We start from the raw sequence: 21,650 nt of genomic DNA, 5'->3' as shown, positions 1-21,650 counted from the left end.
GGACGAGTGTGTTAATTTAAATACCAGTGTATCGGTGTATCAATGTATTAATACAGTGTGTAAAGGCTAATGTTAGAACTTTTAAATGTCAACCCCAGCAGTGGTGAACCTATTTACAAACAATTACACGAGCAAATCGTGCGTTTAATTGTGGGTGGTCAACTGCAAGTGGATGATGTCTTACCCTCAGTGCGCCAGATTGCCGAGCATTTAGCGGTAAATCCCATGACGGTATCCCGCGCCATTCAACAGCTGGTTGACCAAGGTTGGCTCGAACGTCGCCGTGGCCAAGCGACAAAAGTCGCGTTGCGAACTGAGACTATGGCATCGGGTATTAGTCTGCTCGAACCCCAGCTCGATGCCCTGTTGTCGCAGGCAAAGCAGTTAGGTGTCAGCTTGCCCGAGTTGCTGCAACTGCTAAATGAGCGATGGCAAGATTAGAAAGTAATGTACCGATAAATAGCATAAAAAGGATGAAATTCGATGGACCCAAAGCGCACGCCAATACTTGAATTTAACCGAGTGAATAAAGTCTTTCGCGGTAAAGGCGCAGGTGAAAAGTGGGCGCTTAAGGATTTATCGTTAACTTTGTCGGCGGGTATGGTGGTGGGGTTATTGGGGCAAAATGGGGCGGGTAAATCGACCCTAATGCGCTGTGCCTTAGGTGTGCTCACACCGGATTCTGGCAGTATTGTTACCTTAGGCGAAACGCCCGAAAACTTAACTTCAAAGGCAAAGGAGCGTTTAGGTTATGTGCCGCAGCAACCTTTTGGTTATGAAGGTTTTACTATTGAACGCGCCCTCGATTTACACCGCAGCTTTTATCCCAATTGGGACATCCAATTAGAGCAAGATTGGCTAGTTCGTTTCGAGTTAGATGTGACCCAACAGGTGCAGCGTTTATCGGTTGGGCAAAGGCAATCATTAGCGTTAATTATGGCGATGGCCTATCGCCCTGAGTTGTTAATCCTCGATGAACCCGTTGCCAGCCTCGACCCTATAGTCCGGCGCAAGTTTATGGTCGATTTGTTCGATCTTGCCCTCGAATCTGGTTCTGCCGTGCTGTTTTCATCCCATATCACCTCTGATTTAGAGCGAGTTGCCAGCCATGTGGCACTGATTAAACAGGGCGAGTTAGTGCTGTTTAAGGAAATCGATGCCCTGCGTGAAGAAGTGCGTTTGTTAACACTCGCGCCCGAAACTGTTTTGCCCGAGTCAATTACAGTGCTGAGCCGTGTTGGCGATTCGGTGCTGGTGGATTTAGGTGAGCACAGCGCGTCAATATCAGGTGTGTTAAAGAATGAAGCTTTAAACTTGGAGCAGCTGTTTATGGAGCTACACAGATGAGTGCGGCGCACCATAAGCAGATACAAGTCGCGAAGGGCAAAGGAACGAGTCAGCGAATGAATCCTTTCAAGGGCATGCTGCGCTTTTGGTGTTTTGATATCGGCAGTGTGAGCTTTTTAGGTACGGCGATACTGGGGGTGATCTTAGCTTGTATCGCCGCAGTTTATGGTAAAAATGACAGTGCTGAACTGTTGTTTTCTATGGGGATTATCTCAAGTTCGGCGGCGGTTGCATGGCAACTCATACGTCTGATGGCGAATGAATGCGCACAGTTAATGCCCCATTATCGTCGCCATATCTACATTCAAAGTGTCACTGTTTTAGCTAGCGTTTTTGGCATAGGTGTCTTGTTCTGTTGGGCTTTAGGTTTGACGGCTAGCCTAGCGAGCTTAGTGCTGGCTTTGGTGATGAGTTTAACTTTTATTTGGCTTTGTTTACTCAGTACTCAGTGGTTTTATGCTTCGTTTTTACTTTTTGTCTTAATGCCGTTTATCCCATTGATTGCAGAGCACATTCCCCTTTGGCTAAGTGCTATTGCCCTGCTGATTTTAGGTATGCTGATTGCGCGTGCATGCGGTGTTTTACCTTGGCGCGCTGAGGCGAGGACGGTATATCTCAATGGTCTCGAAATGGGGTGGTTTTGGCTGCCGAATCTGCAATCGATGCGTATCTTGAGTCGCTTCGAGCGTTATTTGCATCCCACCAATTTTTTTATCGGCCCTATGCTCACCATTCTATTGTTATTACTGCCTATATTAGCCTTAGTGCTTGGGCTGTTGTCGCATCAATTTCATTTGAATATCCCTGTATTATTGTTTTTGGCGCAGTTCAGTGTGATTAGTTGTTCGCTGGTGCATTGGAGCCGAGTGCAACGCTCGCGCTCGACAGAAACCTTATTGTTGATGCCAGGGTTTGATGGTCGAAAAGGACTCATAGCGGCATTTTGCCTTGGACAGCAAAGACTCCTGAATGTGGTCGTCGGCATTATGCTGACGTGTAGTCTGCTGTTGGGCTGGCTCAATGGTGATCTGAATATGCAGTTAGTGGGTCATCTGGTGCTCAGCACTTACTGGGCCTGCGCCTTGACGTTAGGTCTTGGCTGTATGTGTCGCCGAGTTTTGCATATCACGCTCACTATGATGGTCGTCGCGGGGCATTCCCTGTGGGTGTCCATCAGCCTTACGTCTTTAAGTGATGGCGGCAATTTAACTAATTGGTTGCTATGGGATCTACTCTTAATACTGCTTGGGCAAGCGGTGCTGATTTGGGGCAAGAGAACCCTCTGGAAGGGCGATGTTATGAGGTCATGTTGACGTTCTGAGATTAAATTTTGTTCGCCCTGACAAGTAAGTGAAACTAAGAGTGGTACGCCGCTAAAGCCTATTTACAGCGTGATTTGGGCGACATTTGCACAACATTAGAGCAAAAACTCTTAGTTTTTATTTGGCCTTCAGGTAGAATGCTGCAAAAGCGGTACACTTGTAAGCTAAAAAGGTGAGTCTCTTATGTCTCTCGATCAATATCATGTTATTCGACTACTACAGCAGCAAAGCGAGTCTTTAAAAGACGCAGTAGCGCTGGAAGGTTTTGAAATGGCCGCTCCTTGGTATCAGGTGAGTTGGCAAGCCTTCGACCAAATCAGCAGTAAAATTGCACAAGTGTTGATCGAACTTGGCGTACAAGTGCAAGACCGTTGCGTTATTCTGGCGCAAAACTGCCCGCAGTGGACTTGTGCCGATGTCGGCACTCTCAAAACTCGTGCCGTTGTAGTGCCAATTTATCCCACCAGTACCGTCGAACAGGCGAGCTTTATCGTAAACGACGCCACCGCTAAAGTGATTTTTGTTGACGATGCTAAGCAATACGCCATGGCGTGTGAGTTGCAAGCCTTATGCCCAAGCCTAGAGCATGTGATTGTATTCGATGCCAGCGTGACACTCGCTGCCGATAATGCCAATCAGCATTGGCATCTAGATACCCTACTGGCGGGTGACACTCAGTTAAACATTGAGCAAGAAGCCGAGCTTAATCAGCGTTTACAAGCTGCAAATCTCGATGATTTACTGACCTTAATTTATACCTCCGGCACGACGGGCGATCCTAAGGGCGTGATGCTGGATTACCGTAATATGGCGTCTACCATACGCCAGCACGATCAAAAACTGGCCTTCCATTCTGGCGATGTGTCTTTGGCATTTTTGCCATTGAGCCATGTATTTGAGCGCAGTTGGAGTTTCTACGTCTTGTGCCGTGGCGGCCATAACGTCTATCTGCAAAATACCCAAAGAGTGAAAGAGGCGATTAGCGCCGTGCGTCCACATACCTTGTGTGTGGTGCCGCGTTTCCTCGAAAAAGTGTATAGCGCCGTACAAGATAAAGTCGCCAAATCAGCCGACGGTCGTAAGAAGTTGTTTGCTTGGGCGATGCGCGTCGGCCAACATCAGTTCGAAGTTGGCCAAGGTCGTGCTAAGGGCGGATTGTGGTTGTCGCTGCAATGGCGTTTGGCGCACAAGCTGGTGTATAGCAAGCTGCAAGCCGTGCTTGGTGGCCGTTTGAAGTTTATGCCTTGCGGTGGCGCAGCCTTAGATGTGAATGTCGGTAGTTTCTTCCATGCGATTAATATTCCAGTACTTTGTGGGTACGGTATGACAGAAACTAACGCGACTGTGACCTGCAATACCTTAGGTAATCGAGTGCCGGGTTCCAATGGACAACCTTTGCTGGAAACCGAAATTAAGCTAGGTAAGGACGATGAGATTTTAGTCCGCGGCGCGACTGTGATGCGCGGCTATTACAATCGTCCTGAAGATACCGCCGCTGCGTTTGAAGATGGTTGGTTAAAAACCGGTGATGCAGGGCGTTTCGATGCGAACGGCAATTTATTTATTACCGATCGTATTAAAGAATTGATGAAGACCTCCAACGGTAAATATATCGCGCCGCAAAGGGTTGAAGGCGCCGTGGGCTGTTGTCCTTTTATCGAGCAAGTGGCGATTATTGCCGATGCGCGTAATTATGTGACCGCCTTGATTGTGCCAGCGTTTGAGTCACTGGAAGCGTGGGCGAAGGACAAAGGGCTGAAGTATGAGTCACCTTTAGAATTGCTGCGCCATAGTCATGTGGTTGAACATTTTGAACAGCGCTTAAAGCAGTTACAGCATGAGTTGGCCGGTTTTGAACAGATTAAAAAGTTCACTCTGTTGCCTGAAGCGTTTTCGATGGAAGCGGGTTTAATCACCCCAACGCTCAAGCTGCGCCGCAAGATGATTTACCATAAATACGCCCATGAAATAAATGCTATGTACAACAACTAATTGTTAAGTTGTTGTTGCTAAAGGCCGCAGAAGCGGCCTTTTTTTTATCTACTACTTCCTGAAGTGCTTTTCTTCGCTTAAAATTCGCCCCGTTTACTGGTGCGCATGAGGCGCGAGGCGTCGGTATAAAAGGTGTAGTTAAATGGAACTTTCGATTCGTAGTTTATTCACTGCAGTGAGTGCGGTGTTGTTATCTTCTTTAACTGTCATTCCTGCAGCTGACGCTGAGGATTACGACAAAATCGTCCATGGCCCAGTGGACTTGCCTAACGGGCAATGGCTCAATTTCTATCAAAAAGATCATAAAGTGTGGGGCGAAATGCTCTATGGCGATGCGCCCGGCGTGCGTCTTGATGATTATGGTTCTGCTGAAGTGGTTGCGGTTTTTTACCTCGATTTTGATAAAGGTGGCACCAAAGAAGTGGTTGTCATGCTGAAAGATGCCGATGGTCAGCATTTACGGGGCTATGGTTTTGAAGGAGATGATCTTACAAAACTCCCCCGTCTACAGGTTGTGCTCGATGAAGTGGCACCAACCTTAACCTCGTTTACCGTGGGTAGCGTTCGTAAAGTACTAAGCCAAATTCCGCCGCAACAATACCGTATGACCTATGATGTTGACGCGATTGAAGATCCCGCTATTAAAGCGGTTGTCGATGGTTCTACTAAGCTCAAGCCGACCTTAGTGGGTTATCGTAATTCCGAAGGTTCACCCGTCGATGTGAAGACCGCCGTCGAATATAAATTACGTTATCCACTCACTCGCAAAGATAGAGATGCCCAAGGGATTGATCGCCAATATAGCTTAGTGACCACCTTTGATCGCAGTGGTTATAGCGAAGAAGACGGCAGTTTTGTATTGGTGAGCGTGGCCTTTGAGGCCGATGACTTTGATTGGCTTAAAAGTGGTGGTGCCGTGATCCCTAAAACAGGCCCATCCTACGATTTTATGAGTATGGGCATGGGGAGCACTTGGGCAGGGCTTGCCAGTGAAAGTCATTATGCCCAAGGTGTGCTCGATGGCCCGTATGCAGCCTACGATGGTCGCAATGGTAGTGTGGTTTACTCTGGTAACTACAAACAGGGCAAAAAAGTCGGTAAGTGGATGGAGACAGAGAACCAAGCCATTTATTGGGAAGGCGAATATCTTGACGGTAAAAAGCAAGGTAAATGGATTGCACAGTCGATGTTCGATGAGGCCGATAACTTTGGTTTTGCCCATTACAATCAGGATGTGCTCGACGGCCCCTACGAAGTCTATGAGCCCGATTATGACTCCAGTGCAGAAGGCGATAAGCGATTAGTGGCAAAAGGTATTTATCTTAATGGCGTAAAAGATGGCGAGTGGCTTGAGGCTGATGGCAGCAAAGGCCAATATCAAAAGGGTGTGAAGCAAGGCGCTTGGGTCGATAAAGTGACGAGCGGACATTTCCGTGATCAAGTAGGTGAAGGCGCCTATCTTGCAGGAAAACGCACTGGCCTTTGGGCATTTAAAGCCGAAGATGGGACTCGTACCGAAGTGAACTATGTCAATGGCTTACGTCAAGGAGAGTCTAAATCATTCGACAAAAATAATCTGATGTTTAATACCCGTCATTATGAGCAGGGTCGCCTTAATGGTCAGAGTATTTGGTATTCAAGTCCGAATGTCGTGGTGGATATCGCTAACTACCGCCAAGGAGAGTTGGATGGTCAGCAAATGCGCTTTAATCCCCAGAACGGTGAGCTGACTGAACTAACGAGTTATAAATTCAATGAAGCGGTGACGCTTAAGCCTTCGCACGATGAATGTATTATGCGTGAGAATCCCTACTCAGATGATTGTGAAGGGGTGATTAATGGTAAAAATGAAGAAATTTCATCGATAAAACACGGTGAGCAGCGCGAATATCATAGCAGCGGCTCCTTGTATAAATTGGCTTATTACACCAATGGCGCTGTAGATAAAGAATATCAGTTTGATTCCAATGGCCGTTTATTAAATTTAAAAACGTACAAAGCGGGTAAGGAATACGGCCCAAGTATCAGTTATTCCACTGATGGTGGTTACTCACTCTCCCGATATGGTCACCAAGTGAATAACCGTGTCTCTGGCCCCCATTACAGTTTCTATCCTAATGGGCAATTAAGAAGCCTGTGGAACTACTGCCAGCAAGAAGGCGAAACCTGGAACGGTGAACCTTATTTCTGGGATAACGCCATTGCGCGCTGCGGTATACAGCGCGAGTACTTTGATAATGGTGCCGTGAGTTGTATTGAAGACCTCGATAGCAATTATGCCGTGGATAAAGTGTGTTACGACATGAATGGCAAGATAGCGAATGAAATGCTGCGTATCGATGAACAGCATGTGATCCACAAGCGCTACATTAACGGTGTTATCTATTCCGAAGAGCCGGGTTTTGCCGATTACTCACATATCACTAAGGGCCGTAAGATTTATCACTTAGAGAACCCAAAAACTCATGGGGTGTATAAGTCTTATAAAAATGGCAAGTTAGAATACGAGAAAATGTATGATATGGGTAAGGCTGGATGCCTTAAAAAGTACGATGCTAACGGCAAGCAAACCCCAGAAACGGCGAGTTGTCAGTTTTAAAATGCTAGGTTTGGGCTAGTGGCTAGAACCTGTTTGGCTTAGGATAATGGATGAGTTTGGTGGTTGGTTTAATTACGTTAATCACCACGCTCTTCCATTCATAAAATAATAAAAAGGAAGTTTGCATGTCAGCCACAGAATACAGTCTCGAAATCAATCCAAGATTTACTGAAACCGACGGCCTAGGTCATATCAACAACACTGTGATCCCCGTATGGTGCGAAGCGGCGCGCACGCCAATCTTTGAGATTTTTAATCCCGAGTTAGATTTGCATCAGTGGAACTTAATCGTCGCGGGGTTTACCGTGGCATTTATCGCGCCGACTTACTATGGCAAGAGTGTCACAGTAAAAACCTATGTCAGCCGTATCGGTAATAGCAGCTTCGAGCTGACCCAAACCTGTTGGCAAGCGGGCAACAAGACCGCCGAAGTAAAAACCACACTCGTACATTACGATTACAGCAGTGAAAAAAGCCGCCCGATTCCTGAAGATATCCGCGAAATGCTCGCTAATCTGAGTGGTGAAAGCGCTTAGTCTGCTTACTCTTTCGGTCAGCGTAATTGCAATTGCGCTGCTGAAGGGTTAATTTGTCGACCCGCTAACTGTGATGCAGATCACTTGTCTGTATCGCTTAATTTTTATCGGTTCGGATTAACCATGAGATTCTATTTTACCCGCATGCGATCGAAGGACATTTGTCCACCAAGACAGCCACTTAAAAAGATTGTGTGGTCATGGATTGGGGCTTTCTGTGGCATTTACTTGGTCGCGAGTCTCGCAAATTATATGAGTGAAAACCTCGTCGACACTATGTTTGTCATTGGCTCGTTTGGTGCGTCGGCTGTGCTGGTCTACGGTGCACCGCTAGCGGAGTTTTCTCAGCCGCGTAACTTGATTGGTGGCAGTGTGTTATCGGCCTTAATTGGGGTCGCAGTGTACCAAGTGTGTGGCGATTATGTGGTGCTGGCCAGCGCCTTAGCGGTATCCCTGTCTATCGCATTCATGTACCTGACTCGGACTCTTCATCCTCCGGGCGGCGCAACGGCATTGATTGCCGTGATTGGCGGTGAAAACGTGCATCAACTCGGCTTTCTTTACGCGTTAATGCCAGTGTTCCTCGGCTCAGTATTACTCTTACTGGTCGCGCTGGTGGTCAATAACCTTTCCACCGATCCCAAGCGCCATTACCCTGTTTATTGGATTTAGCGAACTCGTTCTTAAATCTGCTTATTTCAAAAACTTCTGCACATACCAGCAGCTGGCTTGGATAGTAAAGTCTTGGCCTTTAGCCCACTTTAAGCCGTGGCGCACTAAGCGTTCGGCAAGGCCTTTACCGCGCAGTTCGTTGGGGACAAAGGTGCGGCTAAAATCGATATCCTTGCCTGATAATCGGTATTCCAACACGGCTTCATAGCCGTCGACAGGTATAATAAAACGCTGTCTATCCTGTTGATGTTCAATGGCTATCTCGATATTTTCGTTATCTGACATACATGCTTCCCTCAAGGTATGGCCTAAAGTGTGATGGCAATTCGTTATCGATTTGAATAGCTTAAGCGACTTCGTGCTGTTTGAGAATCGCCAGCAGTTCTGCCGGTAACTCGGCTTTTTTGCCCGTTTTAAAGTTAAACATTACGGCGACTGAAGTGCCTAAGGTGGTTACTGCCTGCTGCTGTTTACTAAAAGCCTGATAATGCATGGTAAATCTATCGCTGTGAATATCGCTAATACTGACACTCACCAATAAAGTATCGGGGAAAGTCACTGGGCGTTTATAGCGAGCCTGATTTTCGCTGATTACGGGGCCAATACCTGATTTATACAGGGTATCTAGCGGGAAGAGACGATTGAAAAAGTCGATACGTGCCGTTTCAAAATAGCGGAAATACACCACATTATTAACATGCTGCAAGGCATCCATTTCGCCCCAAGCAACGGGGATTTGGGTAACGATAGGGTGCTGTGCGAGAAACTTTTCCATTGCCTGTTCTTGTACACCTTCTTGCAACTGTTGTTTAAATCCCATGATAAAAATCCCAAGTTAAAACGCTCGTTTAAGCGGCCAGACTAGCAGCATAAGATTGCTGCGACAAGTCTTGGCCTAAGCTGATACTGTGGCTGATAATGGCAAGCAATGTAGATATGAGTAATGTCTTTAACGGGTTAGGTTGAACTATGTATATTGGACAAGCGGCAAAGCAAACAGGGCTGTCGATAAAAGCGATTCGCTTGTATGAGGAGTGGGGGCTCATCGACACTCCCGCACGTCAGGGGCGTTATCGTATTTATAGTGCGGCGGATATTAGGCTGTTGTTGCTGATCAAAGAGGCCAAAGCCCTCGGTATTAAGCTTGTTCAACTAAAAGATTTACTCGAACAAGGCGATAAGCATGCTCAGTTAGCCACAGTGCAGGCTTTTTTGTTGGGTATAAAAGCGGATTTTTTACGCCAGATAAGTGAGTTAGAACATAAAGTCACTCAGTTAGATGCCTGTATTGATGGGCTCACCTCCTGTGAGTCGCAGCTGTTACCTTAGGTCTTGACTCTCCCCTTAGGGGCAGAGTTTATGCTATTTGTCACATTGACTGTTATGGAGTTTCATCGTGGCAAAAAAGATTTTAGTGATCTGTGGTAATCCTAAGGCGCAGAGTTTTTGTGAGCATCTGGCTGAAACCTATGCCCAAGCGGCGGCAGATAAACACTCAGTGAGAATCGTCAAACTAGCTGAGCTGAATTTTGACCCGAATCTGAGCTATGGTTATCGTCAACCTCAGCCACTCGAAGCCGATTTGCAGACGTTTCAAGCGAATATCCAGTGGGCGGAGCATGTGGTGATTGTCACCCCGATTTGGTGGGGCGGTATTCCTGCTAAGTTTAAAGGCTTAATCGATAGGACATTTTTATCTGGGTTTGCATTTAAATATGAGAAAGGTAAATTGATACCCGCTAAGTTGCTGCGCCATAAAACCTCGCGAATTATCATGACTATGGACACGCCGCCTTGGTATTACAAGTGGTTTCAAGGCGCTCCCGCACTCAAACAGCTTGATACCGCCACTTTAGTTTTTAGTGGTTTTAAGCGGGCTAAGTCCAATATGTTGGGGCCAGTGATGAGTGCTAAGGAGCCGCAATTGCAACAATGGCGAGCGTTGGTGCAGCGGCTGGGGAATTTAGGTTTATAGAATCTAGCGAAACAAGGAGTGGGCTGTGATTAAACAAGTGGGCAATACTCTTATTCAGCCAAAACACAGAGCGTCCTGCCATTGTGGTGCCGTGGTATTGGAGTTGTCATTGCCTAATGGCATCGAAAATCCACGCCGTTGCGATTGCTCTATCTGTCGCCGTAAGGGCGCAATGGTTGGCTCTGTGCCGCTGGCGGGGATTAAGATCCTCAAGGGTGAGGATGCGCTGAAACTCTATGAGTTCAATACCAAAACTGCCAAACACTACTTCTGCTCTATCTGCGGTATTTACACCCATCACCAGCGACGTTCCAATCCCCATGAGTATGGTTACAACATTGGTTGCCTCGAAGGGGTTAACCCATTCGATCTCGAAAATGTGCCCACGAATGATGGCGTTAACCATCCTGCGGATCGTTAGATTATGAATATAGGTCAGTTTGCTGTACTCACAGGACTGTCGGCGCATACGCTCAGATATTACGAGAAAATTGGCCTACTGCAGTCTGTCGTTCGAAATGGCAGCGGGCATCGTGATTATGCGGCGAAAGAAGCGGAATGGATTGGGTTTATCAATCGCTTAAAAGAAACGGGCATGCCGTTAAAGCAGATATTGACCTATGCCGAGTTGCGTGTTCAAGGCGATGCAACCGCTGGCCAGCGACAGCAGTTGCTCGAGCAACATGCAACACAATTGGCTGAGCGTATTCGCCAAGAGCAGGAGCATTTGGCTGCCCTTAAGCAAAAAATTCACTATTACCAAACTCATTTTTAGTGGCTAAGCTCAGTCGCTAACATTTGTGGTTAAATGCTAAAAAGCTAATAGTATTTACTTTTCTATTTGCTTGCTTGTGCCTCTAGTCGGTGAGTTAAGTAGAGGGTTAGTTTTACTGATCCGCATTGCCTGTGTCATGCATCAATGAACCATTGACTTAGAGTTAACTCTAAGGTTTAGGCTGCTTGCTGTGATTTAATCCAACTGGAGCTAAAAATGAGTGATCAAAGATATGTGCAGGGCCTCGCTAAACTGACTGAAATCGACGGTGAGGCGGGGGAGAAAGTCATCCGCAGTCTTGCCGATATTTGCCCTGACTTAGGCAAGTACATTATTGAATATCCTTTTGGGGATATTTATCAGCGTGAAGGGCTCGACCTTAAGACGCGGGAGCTAGTGACAGTTGCCGCACTCACGGCGCTAGGGCATTGCCAGCCACAGTTAAACGTACATATTAATGGCGCATTGAATGTTGGTTGTACGCCGCTGGAAATTGTTGAGGTGATATTGCAAATGTCGGTTTATGCTGGCTTTCCTGCTGCACTTAATGGCATGTTTGTCGCTAAAACCGTATTTTCTGAGCGGGAGTTAAGCGTCGTTTAGTTAGTCCTGAGTCAGGTTTATCGATTTGCAAAAGTGACCATAAGGCCGCTTTAATTTCCTCTCTCAAGTTCATTTTAGTTGGATTTAAACGGGCGATGGGGTGTTGCAGAGCTTTCATTCGACTCTAAACAGAACATTCGACTTTGGCTAGAGATAGCCAAAGTGACCAATGTACCGAGATTGAGTGGCACAGTTGCCATCACTGTGCTTGGCACATTACAGTGGCAAATGTTGCCCGTCTTACTATTTCAATGGAATGTAAAATAATAATGAATTTAATCGGTTACATTGGGGCGACTCGCCAATACTTGCGAAAGCTCAGTTTACCATCACTGAGTGAAATCCGTTTAGGTTTGGGCAAGTTCTGGCGCTGTCTTATCCTAGGGGTGGCTAAGTTATCCTTTGCGCAAAAGCTGTATCTTATTGCTTTGATATTGGCTTTTAGTAGTGAGTTAATGGGGTTGGTCGCTGTGATTGCCGTAATCGCTATGGCTATCGAGTTTTGGCCTGTGTTCGAGCGGGTTTGGCACAGTTTGGCGGGCAAAGCTGTGTTGTTGCTGTTTTATGCGATGATTGCCAACTTTGCTTTGGGCTGGTCTGGCGCGATAGTTAACGAAGTGGTTGGGGTCTCAGCAAGCGATCTCAATTACACCCATAACTTAGCGATTTTACTCTATATGCCCGCTTGGTTTTTGATGGTGAGCGCGATCGTGCTGCTGGCATTGCAGTTGATTATTCCTATCTATTTAATATTAATTTTTTTGCTTAAACCTTTGGGTGTCAAGTCGTTACGGCTTACCTCGCATACTTCATTCCGTAAAACGACTTTTTTGATCCGTATCGTGCTAGCGACTGTGGTTTTGTATCACTTGAGCCTGTTAATTGATTTAGAGACGCGCATTGAAACTTCGTTTGGCAACTTTATTACCTCTCCCCAAGAAGCCTCTAAGCATGCGCCTCGCGAGCCTAAATCGGGACGGTTGCCGGATGCGACCGATGTGCTGACGGTACCGATTGTAGAGCTAACTCAAACTGCTCTTGATTCTGAAAGTGATAAATCGAGCAAGGCTGAGAATAGTAATGATGACGGCGAGCAAGAAGAGGAAGAGCGCAAAAAGGCCTACGCCTCGGTGCGAACTCAATATCAGTACTTAGTGCGGCAATGGCTAGCTACGTTCGCATTTTCACTTGAAGCCAATGGCCGCTCGCGTTGTAAAAAGCCTGCCGAGTCGAATGTGATTGAATTAAATGATTACGAGATTTTGTTGATCACACCCGATAAGAATGCGGATTATGGTTATCGTTTTGAGGTGGAAAAATGTATCTCGGCCGCGTTTCCGCTGGCGGTGAAGGGTAATTGAGTCAATTAATAAAAAAGCGACCACAAGGTCGCTTTAGTTTTATCGGCTAAATCAGCTTGAGCTGACTGAGTCGACTATCGTGTTATTCAACCATCACGTTATTCAATAATCGCATTATTCAATCAGCAGCTCATCGAAGCTGCTGATTTTGCGGAACTCGCCAGTGCGTTGCTTGCTGTCGCGAACCATTTGGCAGGTCATCATGCCCGCAGCGTCGGCAGCCTTTAATTCTTCAATAACATCAGACACAAACAGCACTTGTTTGGGGCTTAAACTGATAGTGTTGAGGATATTGCAGTAAGCCTGCTTATCTAATTTGTTGCCCGTGCGGGTGTCGAAATGGCCGTTAAACATTTCAGTTAAATCGCCGCCGTCACTGTGGCCGAACAACAGTTTTTGCGCGTCGACAGAGCCGGATGAAAAGCTGTAAATACGCAGATTTTGTGCGCTAAAACGTTTCACCGCTTCAATAAAGTCCGGGAAGATATGGCCCTTAAATTCGCCATGGGCATAGCCTTGCTTCCAAATTAACCCTTGTAAGGTTTTAAGTGGCGTAGCTTTACGGTCTTCGTTGACCCACTGTTGCAGTATCTCAGTTACACGCGCTAAGTCAGCCTCGGGCTCTAGGGCGATATCTTTAGTGTCACAAATACAGTTTTCAACCAATACATTGTGTTGGTTCTGTTCTAAAAAGTCTGGCAAGGCTTTGACAGAATAGGGGAATAGTACATCTTGGATAAAGTTTAGGTCTGTCGTGGTGCCTGCTGTGTCTACGACTATGGCTCTGATACCCATAATGTTTTGATACTCCACAATATGTTGGCTAAAAAATGCAACTCCGATCCTAAGCGTTATTGGTGAAATTGGCTAGTCTATTTCACCCAAACACATGGGCAAATTGTGGGTGATATCACTAAGCGATAAGATTGAAATTTGATTAATCTAGTAATTTTAAAAGCTTATCCACTGATTATCCGAGAAAACACTAACTTGATACTGGATTTCATCTCGTTTATTGCGCACAAGTTTGTGGTAGACATAAGACTATGGTCTTAATAGCTAAGGGAAATTTAGGCTGCTATTGTAGTTAATGTCTCTTTACTCCTTTATACCTTGCATGCTGTGGTTTTCGGGAGACGAGACAGCATATTTCACCTGCGAATAGAGAGACCTTACATGAAATATTTACCCGCACTTGGCTTTGGTATCCTATTAGCCTTATTGAGTTTTATCAGCTTCTCATTGGTCGCCAGCGCGGGTTATATGTTGGACATGTTGAGTACGGTGCCTCACATCTCGCATAACAGTGTGGAGTATCTTTTGTTGGCGGCTCACGATGCGAGTTTGCTGATATTGCTTGCAGGTTTAGTGCTTTATGCTTACCACAGGATCTTTCCTAAACTTCCCTTCGATTGGTTTACCGCTGTGCTTATCCAAATGCCCCTTGGCTTGGCGGTACTGGTGTTAGATGGTTTTACTTTAAACCTGTTTTCATTCAAAGGTTTTGCTCTAACGTTGACCACTTTAGCCGCTTCATTTGGGGTGTTAAGCCTCTTTTGGTTGCTTCAACGCAGAGCTAAGCGCTTCGAGGCGAGGTTGAGTAAATAAGCAGAATTTACAGAACATAGCGTAGGCGCAGCGCCGTTTGTTCAACAGGGGATAACGCGAGCCACTGTTCTCGGATTTCCACGGCTTCCTGCGGATAGTCGGTAATGAGCACATCGGCTCCCAGCGCCAACATGCGCAGCATTTGCCGCGGATTATTTACTGTCCATACATGCACTTGCTTACCTCCTTTGTGTGCACGGGCGATAAATTTTTCGTTAGTAATCGATTGATTGACCGCTAAGAATTGTGTATTCGCCTTAATGGGATCGCCAATGGATTGAGTTACGATAAGGCCTGTGTGAATGGAAGGGTCGAGTCGTTGCACTTCTTCAATGGCTCTTGCTTCGAGTGATGTAATGACGACTTGTTGTGTCATTTTCTCTTGTTGCAATAAGGCGACAACGGCCTGTGCCAAGCTGGGATCGGCTTGATTATATTTAAGCTCAATGTTCAAACCGATTTTGTTGCGTGCCTCATTAAGCATCTCTAGTAGTGTTGGTACGGATTCACCTGCAAAGGCGGCACAGTGCCAACTCCCCGCATCGAGTTGTTGTATTTCACTCGCACTGAGGTTGGCAACTCGCCTAGAATCGCCCGCTATGCGCATTAAATCAGCATCGTGCAATACCATTAAGGTGCCATCGGATGCCGTTTGCACATCGATTTCGGCATAATCCGCCTTTTCTGCAATCGCTAAACGCAAAGCCGCAAGGGTATTTTCTGGTGCCCTAGCAGCGCCAGCACGGTGGGCAGTAATCAGGATGTCATCCCTTTGTGGTTCACTATTGAGGGCATATACCCCTAACCCCAACATGATTAAAAAAGTGCCGATCAACACCCCGCTTATCGTATAAATCGACAGTTCAGACGTTCTTTTTACCGTTTGTCGCCCAAGGCGTTCTAACCCTGCGGGTTTTTCTCCCAGTTGGCGGTATAACAGCAATATGATAAAAGCTTCGCCAAACATTCCGAGTAAGGACCATGCTGCACTGAGCATAAAAATCAGTGCAGAAACGAGGGCCAATATGGCTAATTCTGCCGAAAGTGTCAGCGTAACCCTATCGAGTAAAGTATCGGCTCCCCAGGAGATCAGCAGTATTAAGGGATACACCAAAGCACCTATCCTCAACCACCAACCCGCAGCGTGCCACATAATCGGGCGTTCATTGCCTGCGCTTAATTGCCAACTGCGTTTGAGTGCCGTCAAAGCATCGGTCGTTTCACTCACAATAATCGTCAGTGAAAAGGCCGCTTTGGCCCACAGATATAAGGCAACAAGGACATAGATTATCGCTAAGAACGCCATACTCGTTAAGGCGAGATACCAGTCTATAGGCTTGAAATACAAGTAGTAATTGATGTCGTGTCCCTGTAGAAACACGCTGAAAATCAGATATCCTAACCCGATAAAAGGTACGCTGAGCAGCAATAAGCAAGCCGCATAAATGCTACCAAGGCGAATAAATACGGGTAAGCGCGCAGTCGCGAAAATCAGCGCCCGCACTGGGCCAATGGGAATATCGTATAAGCCAGATGCTGCGAGAATCGTGACTCCAGCACGTTGGGTAAAAAACACGGTAAAGCTGCTGAATAGAGTAATGACCATAAACAGCAAGCCATAGGGAGACATGGCGAAAGCGATTAAGTCATAATTGGTTATGGTGACATTGCCCGTTTGGGCAATCAGATGGCGCAGTAGCCAGCCAAAAGACGGGACGATAATACCCGCCGACACTAAGGTGAATAACAGTTCAAATTCAATGAGTTTTCTACCGCAGCGACGAATGGCTTTAAGCGTGTCATGCCAGTAACTGTGTCCAGGATTGAGCATGCAGCTTCCTTAATCGTGCGAGTTTAGGACTGTAATTTAGCAGCGTTTCAGGTTGACGGTTAGTCATTCGTGTAATGTTTTGAGCTGGTGAGTCAGTTGTTATTATCCATAACGCAATAAATACACTGATTATTTCAAGTTTCCGAGCTGCGCCTATGTCGGGTCGTTTGTCATTGAGCTTTCTTCAAAGTGTAATAATAGATAGCTCGTTAAGTTGGTTCACTCGATTTAGTATCGTCGCCAAGTTTATTGGTATCGCAATCTTTCTCTATTTTAAACATTGGGTTGAGTATATTCGGCTGTGAGTGTGCTGATGGTGATACCTTCTATTCTTATTTTTGATATTTAATATGTTTTAGTGAGTCGACTTTATAAATAAATTACTTATCCCAGAAGTGCACAATATCGCAGATTAAGCCTGTCTATGTTTTGTTGCTTATTCAATATTTTGATTTTTTTGTGGATAAAAATCAAAATATTGAGATGTAAACTTGGTGATTAATCTAGGTAAGACCTGCGTATACATGTTTGCCTCGTTAAAATCCGTGAATCAGATTTACCTCGTCTGGTTTACATACTAAAATTTCACGCAATTTACCCGTGTCAAAGGGATTGCGTTGGTAACAGTCGTTCTTTTATGTAGTTCTACATGATAAGAATTTGCTTATAAATAAAAGAGTAGTAATAAATTGTCTTATAAAAAATTTAATGCATTTTTGAACGCAAACATGCGGACCTTTGAAATGGTTGGTGTTCTAATGCGCATATTTAGTTTCTCACTTGTCAGTTGGCTTGGCCCTGAAAGTCCTTTTATGTTTGTATGGATTTTCAACACGATAGATGCTGTTTTGCTAACATGGTGTGCCGCTTTACGCAAAGATGCCGCTTACACGTTACTCAATGGTTTTTGGATTTTGATTGGTATTGTAGGGATCGCAAGAGCTGGCGGATTGATTCACTAAGTTTTCTGGTTCATGTCAGTGAATCACTCTACCCCAGACTGATTCATCACATCGCCAAAACATGCCCTTAAGCCCTGTTATCGGGTATTGGAGGGCATTTTTTTTACCCTAAAATGAATCAAATTCCTTAAGAACTGATTCAAGCCATCTTGATGACACCACATTATCAACATAACGAGTTTGTGATGGCGGCGCAGTTTCCTGTAACTCAAATTGCATAAGGCTAATGGCTAAACTAGATCGTCAATATGCGCGGGAGTTGATGAGATTAAGCACTGGCATCTAAGTCACCGTTTGTGACAGGGATGTCACGGTCGAGCCCTCAAGGATGAGTTTATGGCGCGTCACTGGAAAGCTAGTGCTTAATCATTTTCTGATTATTTGCACATTGCCGCACACTCAGTACAGGGCTACTTAGTTGACACAATCAATCAATCTCGATATTGTTGATACAGTCAACTATATCGAGAGCCTTCTATGTCGTCATTGTCACTCAGTGAAACTTTGCACAGATTAGTGCATGCCTACAAAAAGCAATTGCGTAGTGATATTGCTGCACAAGAGATTGATTTACCTGTCACTCATATCCGTGCCTTGAAGGGGGTTTGTCGTAATCCTGAATCAACGGCCCAGTCTATCGCCCTGCGTATGCAGCGGGATAAAGCACAAATTACCCGTGTTCTTAATGAGCTACAGCAGAGTGGGTTGATCACTAAAATCGATAACCCTAAGGATGGCCGCAGCCAGTTGCTGCGACCCACGGCTGAGGGGGAAAAGATCATGACTCAGATCAATGCCTCAGAACGTAAAACCGTGGCGCGCATGACGCAGGCGCTCAGTTCAGACGAAGTTGATACTTTTATTAAACTTGCCAATAGGATCAGTAAAAGTGTGGATGATGCTGCTGCCGCCAAAAGTGAAACTGATTGCCTTACTCAAAAAAGACCATCTAGTAAGCCAAAAGATACGGCTGGAAAAGGAGCCATTGAGTTGCGCTTAACGGCAGAAAACGCAATAGGAGAAAATCATAATGAATAAACCTGCACCACGTGAGCTAGAAGTGATCCGCTCGACTTATATCACTCCGCATATGTTACGCATCACCTTAGGCGGTGCGGGATTGGCTGGATTTCCTGTCGATCAAGAGAGTGCCTATATCAAGTTGTTATTCCCACAAGCGGGTGAGCGTCCATTAATGCGAACTTACACTATCCGCCAGCAACGCGATGATGAAATCGATGTGGATTTTGTGCTGCACGATACTGACGGCCCCGCATCGAGTTGGGCGAAAACGGTGCAGGTGGGCGAACTCATTCAAATTGGCGGACCCGGACTTAAAAAACTGATCAACTTTGAGGCGGATTGGTTTTTACTCGCAGGTGATATGACAGCCTTACCCGCAATTAGCGTGAATCTGGAAAAATTGCCAAACAATGCAGTAGGTTACGCTGTGGTAGAAGTGCTAAGTGAAGCAGATATTCAACCTTTAGTGCATCCTGAACGCGTCGAGCTGCATTGGGTGATCAATCCTGAAGCCGATCCCGAAGGTCGCCCTTTGGTCGAGCGAATTGCCCAATTACCTTGGCTTGCTGGCGAGCCAGCCGTGTGGATTGCCTGTGAATTTAACAGCATGCGCGCGCTAAGAAGACACTTTAAGCAAGCGCATTCACTGCCCAAGAGCCATTTTTACACATCGAGCTATTGGAAAATTGGTTGTAATGAGGGCGAGCATAAGCTGGTAAAACAAGAAGATGAACAGTTAGAAAATGGGGCCAGTGTTTAAATCAAGATAAGGTCGCCAAGTTTGATTTAGCGACCTTATCTAACCTTTCGCTTATGCCGTTTTTGCTGCTGATGCACCTATTATTGATGCATTTAGGCTACTGGTGAACTAGCTTGCCATTCTTCACCACATCTTTGCAGGGATTGACGCCATAGCTGTAGGCCAACTGCGCAGGCGTGGCGATATCCCACAGACAAAAATCGGCTTGTTTGCCAACGACTAAACTGCCAACAGTGTCTTCAATTCCTAGTGCTTTGGCGGCATTTAAGGTGAGTCCTGTTAGGGCTTCTTCTGGCGTTAAGCGGAACAAGGTGCAGCCCATATTCAGCATCAACAGGGTTGAGCAAATGGGGGATGAGCCTGGGTTGAAATCGCTGGCGAGCACCATAGGTACGCCGTATTGGCGCAATAAATCGATAGGTGGTTTTTGGGTTTCCCGCAAAAAGTAAAACGCGCCGGGCAGCAGTACGGCGCAGGTGCCGCTTTCACTTAAGGCTTTTACGCCTGCCTCATCTAAATATTCGATATGATCCACAGACTTAGCACCAAGATGTGCGGCCAGTGCGCTGCCGCCCATATTGGTTAACTGCTCGGCATGGAGCTTAATCTCTAAGCCCGCCGCTTTGGCTGCGTTGAGCACCCGTTCGGTTTGCTCAAGGTTAAAGGCGATATTCTCGCAGAACACATCCACTGCATCGGCAAGATTTTCGGCGATCACTGCGGGTAGCATCTTATTGATAATTAAGTCGACATAGCCGTCGCTATTGTCTTTATATTCTGGCGGAATCGCATGGGCGCCAAGGAATGTGGTCTTCACATCTACGTGGTGATGTTTGCCGAGCTCGCGGGCGACACGCAGGATTTTCAATTCAGTTTCAGTATCTAAGCCGTAACCCGATTTGATCTCAACCGTAGTCACTCCTTCTTTGGCTAGCGCGTTTAAGCGCTGGCGGCCGAGTTCAAATAATTCTGCTTCATCCGCTTCGCGGCAGGCCTTAACGGTCGAAATAATGCCGCCACCTGCACGAGCAATTTCTTCGTAACTGGCGCCCTGTAGGCGTAACTCAAATTCATTGGCGCGATTACCGGCAAAGATTAAGTGGGTGTGGGCGTCAATTAATCCTGGGGTGATCCAACCGCCTTTGCCCCTGTAAACGGGAATTGACAAAACATCGAAGGCGGGCAGTTCGCTGCGGGGGCCAAGCCAAGCAATTTTGCCATCTTTTACTGCGATGGCCGCGTTGGTGATCGCACCATAAGGTGCTGATACGGAAGGGTCCATTGTGGCTAAGTTAACGTCTATCCAAACCTGATCCCAAGACATGTATTCCCCTCGCTGTGCTGGCAGATGTTAACCAAGTGATTAACGGTTTATTAAATTTATGTGAGCTGGCTTGTATTTACTTGTATATACAAGCTAGGATTGTAGCCGCAATTTTGAACGTTTGAAAGAGTGAATAGCATCTAGATTCTAGCGCTTTATATTGAGGAAATGTTTTGGCTACACCTAAGTTTGCAGAAATTAAGCAATACATTATCTCCTCTATCGAATCTGGCGAGTGGGAAGAAAACGCCCGCGTGCCTTCTGAGAATCAGCTGGCCGACTTGTTTACCTGCAGCCGAATGACGGCGCGACGTGCGTTAACCGAACTTACGGATAGCGGTGTGCTTGAGCGTTCTCAAGGGCTAGGCACCTTTGTCGCAGGGTGTAAATCCCAGTCGTCTATGTTGGCGATCCGCAATATTGCCGATGAGATAAAAGACCGTGGCCACGGCTATAGCGTACAGCAATGGGCGTTAGAGCAAGTCGCGGCGAGTACGAGTATCGCAATTTCCCTTGGGCTTGAGCACGGTGCGGCAGTATTTCATTCGATCTTAGTGCATTGCGAGCAGGGCTTACCGTTGCAAGTTGAAGAGCGTTATGTGAATCCCGAGTTGGTGCCCGATTATTTATTGCAGGATTTTACCCAGCAGACACCCCACGAATATTTGTCCCAAGTGGCACCGCTGACCGAGGCGCATCACACGATTGAAGCGATTATCGCCAGTGAAGAATTACAGCAAAGGCTCGAAATCCCCGCCACTGAGCCCTGTCTACAGATTTTACGCCGTACTTGGTCACGCCAAGGCGTCGTGAGTTTCGCAAAATTAGTTCACCCAGGTAGCCGCTTTAAACTCGGCGGCCACTTAACCTTTAGCAAGTAACGCCAGTGGCGTGATTAACAGATGTAAATCAGTAACTTTGATAGCTGTACCCTTATAAGTTAAAAGATAAAAACACAAT

At 46.2% G+C, this 21,650-nt stretch carries 23 protein-coding genes; 18 read left to right on the top strand and 5 right to left on the bottom strand.

What is annotated here, in order from left to right; all coding sequences use genetic code 11:
- Positions 1–69: 69 nt before the first annotated feature.
- The 7 genes from L5M40_RS19525 (at position 70) to L5M40_RS19495 (ending at position 8,468) form a co-directional block, all read left to right on the top strand.
- Positions 70–441, top strand: coding sequence for a GntR family transcriptional regulator (locus tag L5M40_RS19525; RefSeq protein WP_263164137.1), 372 nt, complete (start codon positions 70–72; stop codon positions 439–441).
- Between the two features lie 42 nt (positions 442–483).
- The gene (locus L5M40_RS19520) at positions 484–1,347 is read left to right on the top strand and encodes an ABC transporter ATP-binding protein (RefSeq protein ID WP_263175903.1); all 864 of its coding nucleotides are present in this window, start codon (positions 484–486) and stop codon (positions 1,345–1,347) included.
- Positions 1,344–2,660, top strand: a complete 1,317-nt coding sequence (locus L5M40_RS19515) for a VIT1/CCC1 transporter family protein (RefSeq protein WP_263175902.1) — start codon at positions 1,344–1,346, stop codon at positions 2,658–2,660. Before L5M40_RS19520 ends, L5M40_RS19515 begins: the two co-directional genes overlap by 4 nt.
- Before the next feature lie 192 nt (positions 2,661–2,852).
- The gene (locus L5M40_RS19510; RefSeq protein WP_168826858.1) at positions 2,853–4,661 is read left to right on the top strand and encodes an AMP-dependent synthetase/ligase; all 1,809 of its coding nucleotides are present in this window, start codon (positions 2,853–2,855) and stop codon (positions 4,659–4,661) included.
- 142 nt (positions 4,662–4,803) lie between these two features.
- Positions 4,804–7,260, top strand: coding sequence for a toxin-antitoxin system YwqK family antitoxin (locus L5M40_RS19505; RefSeq protein WP_263175901.1), 2,457 nt, complete (start codon positions 4,804–4,806; stop codon positions 7,258–7,260).
- A 125-nt stretch (positions 7,261–7,385) separates the two neighbouring features.
- Positions 7,386–7,796, top strand: coding sequence for an acyl-CoA thioesterase (locus tag L5M40_RS19500; protein ID WP_173497266.1), 411 nt, complete (start codon positions 7,386–7,388; stop codon positions 7,794–7,796).
- Between the two features lie 123 nt (positions 7,797–7,919).
- The gene (locus L5M40_RS19495) at positions 7,920–8,468 is read left to right on the top strand and encodes an HPP family protein (RefSeq protein ID WP_105250927.1); all 549 of its coding nucleotides are present in this window, start codon (positions 7,920–7,922) and stop codon (positions 8,466–8,468) included.
- 21 nt (positions 8,469–8,489) lie between these two features.
- On the opposite strand, the gene L5M40_RS19490 is transcribed toward L5M40_RS19495, so the two are convergent.
- Together L5M40_RS19490 and L5M40_RS19485 are read right to left on the bottom strand one after the other, a co-directional pair.
- Positions 8,490–8,753, bottom strand: a complete 264-nt coding sequence (locus L5M40_RS19490; protein ID WP_131524569.1) for a GNAT family N-acetyltransferase — start codon at positions 8,751–8,753, stop codon at positions 8,490–8,492.
- A 61-nt stretch (positions 8,754–8,814) separates the two neighbouring features.
- On the bottom strand, positions 8,815–9,243 hold the full coding sequence (locus tag L5M40_RS19485; RefSeq protein ID WP_105253036.1) for an acyl-CoA thioesterase: 429 nt from the start codon (positions 9,241–9,243) through the stop codon (positions 8,815–8,817).
- 194 nt (positions 9,244–9,437) lie between these two features.
- Here L5M40_RS19485 and L5M40_RS19480 point away from each other — a divergent pair, with 194 nt between their 5' ends.
- From L5M40_RS19480 to L5M40_RS19455, 6 genes are all read left to right on the top strand, one after another.
- Complete coding sequence (locus L5M40_RS19480; RefSeq protein WP_105250930.1) at positions 9,438–9,797, top strand: MerR family transcriptional regulator; 360 nt, start codon at positions 9,438–9,440, stop codon at positions 9,795–9,797.
- Positions 9,798–9,864: 67 nt separating this feature from the next.
- A complete protein-coding gene (locus L5M40_RS19475; protein ID WP_263142259.1) occupies positions 9,865–10,443 on the top strand; it encodes an NAD(P)H-dependent oxidoreductase in 579 nt (192 codons plus the stop codon).
- 25 nt (positions 10,444–10,468) lie between these two features.
- Positions 10,469–10,864, top strand: a complete 396-nt coding sequence (locus L5M40_RS19470; protein ID WP_105250932.1) for a GFA family protein — start codon at positions 10,469–10,471, stop codon at positions 10,862–10,864.
- 3 nt (positions 10,865–10,867) lie between these two features.
- Positions 10,868–11,218 carry a MerR family transcriptional regulator gene (locus L5M40_RS19465; protein WP_105250933.1) on the top strand — a complete coding sequence of 117 codons (351 nt, stop codon included), beginning with the start codon at positions 10,868–10,870 and terminating at the stop codon, positions 11,216–11,218.
- 216 nt (positions 11,219–11,434) lie between these two features.
- Positions 11,435–11,821 carry a carboxymuconolactone decarboxylase family protein gene (locus tag L5M40_RS19460; RefSeq protein WP_263257096.1) on the top strand — a complete coding sequence of 129 codons (387 nt, stop codon included), beginning with the start codon at positions 11,435–11,437 and terminating at the stop codon, positions 11,819–11,821.
- Between the two features lie 269 nt (positions 11,822–12,090).
- Complete coding sequence (locus L5M40_RS19455; protein WP_263257095.1) at positions 12,091–13,182, top strand: hypothetical protein; 1,092 nt, start codon at positions 12,091–12,093, stop codon at positions 13,180–13,182.
- Between the two features lie 114 nt (positions 13,183–13,296).
- Here the strand turns inward: L5M40_RS19455 and mtnC are convergent, their stop codons facing one another.
- Entirely contained in the window at positions 13,297–13,977 is a 681-nt protein-coding gene (gene mtnC / locus L5M40_RS19450; RefSeq protein ID WP_105253037.1) for an acireductone synthase, read from the bottom strand.
- A gap of 381 nt (positions 13,978–14,358) precedes the next feature.
- Here mtnC and L5M40_RS19445 point away from each other — a divergent pair, with 381 nt between their 5' ends.
- On the top strand, positions 14,359–14,790 hold the full coding sequence (locus L5M40_RS19445; RefSeq protein ID WP_263237116.1) for a hypothetical protein: 432 nt from the start codon (positions 14,359–14,361) through the stop codon (positions 14,788–14,790).
- Between the two features lie 7 nt (positions 14,791–14,797).
- Here the strand turns inward: L5M40_RS19445 and L5M40_RS19440 are convergent, their stop codons facing one another.
- Complete coding sequence (locus L5M40_RS19440; RefSeq protein ID WP_263257094.1) at positions 14,798–16,621, bottom strand: glycerophosphodiester phosphodiesterase; 1,824 nt, start codon at positions 16,619–16,621, stop codon at positions 14,798–14,800.
- Positions 16,622–17,310: 689 nt separating this feature from the next.
- Here L5M40_RS19440 and L5M40_RS19435 point away from each other — a divergent pair.
- The 3 genes from L5M40_RS19435 (at position 17,311) to L5M40_RS19425 (ending at position 19,366) form a co-directional block, all read left to right on the top strand.
- Positions 17,311–17,583, top strand: a complete 273-nt coding sequence (locus tag L5M40_RS19435) for a hypothetical protein (RefSeq protein ID WP_014610083.1) — start codon at positions 17,311–17,313, stop codon at positions 17,581–17,583.
- Between the two features lie 477 nt (positions 17,584–18,060).
- Entirely contained in the window at positions 18,061–18,621 is a 561-nt protein-coding gene (locus L5M40_RS19430; protein WP_113941237.1) for a MarR family winged helix-turn-helix transcriptional regulator, read from the top strand.
- Positions 18,614–19,366, top strand: coding sequence for a siderophore-interacting protein (locus L5M40_RS19425; protein WP_263173719.1), 753 nt, complete (start codon positions 18,614–18,616; stop codon positions 19,364–19,366). Before L5M40_RS19430 ends, L5M40_RS19425 begins: the two co-directional genes overlap by 8 nt.
- 97 nt (positions 19,367–19,463) lie before the next feature.
- Here the strand turns inward: L5M40_RS19425 and hutI are convergent, their stop codons facing one another.
- Positions 19,464–20,690 carry an imidazolonepropionase gene (gene hutI / locus L5M40_RS19420; RefSeq protein WP_198573384.1) on the bottom strand — a complete coding sequence of 409 codons (1,227 nt, stop codon included), beginning with the start codon at positions 20,688–20,690 and terminating at the stop codon, positions 19,464–19,466.
- A 173-nt stretch (positions 20,691–20,863) separates the two neighbouring features.
- On the opposite strand from hutI, the gene hutC reads away from it, so the two are divergent.
- Positions 20,864–21,571 (top strand): histidine utilization repressor, encoded by a 708-nt coding sequence (hutC, locus tag L5M40_RS19415; RefSeq protein ID WP_263175893.1) that lies wholly within the window; start codon positions 20,864–20,866, stop codon positions 21,569–21,571.
- Positions 21,572–21,650 lie beyond the last annotated feature (79 nt).

The organism is Shewanella sp. SM68, from assembly GCF_025653925.1.
GTDB lineage: Bacteria > Pseudomonadota > Gammaproteobacteria > Enterobacterales > Shewanellaceae > Shewanella > Shewanella oncorhynchi.
The sequence above is the reverse complement of the archived record's forward strand: the minus strand, read 5'-3'. Positions and strand labels throughout refer to the sequence as shown.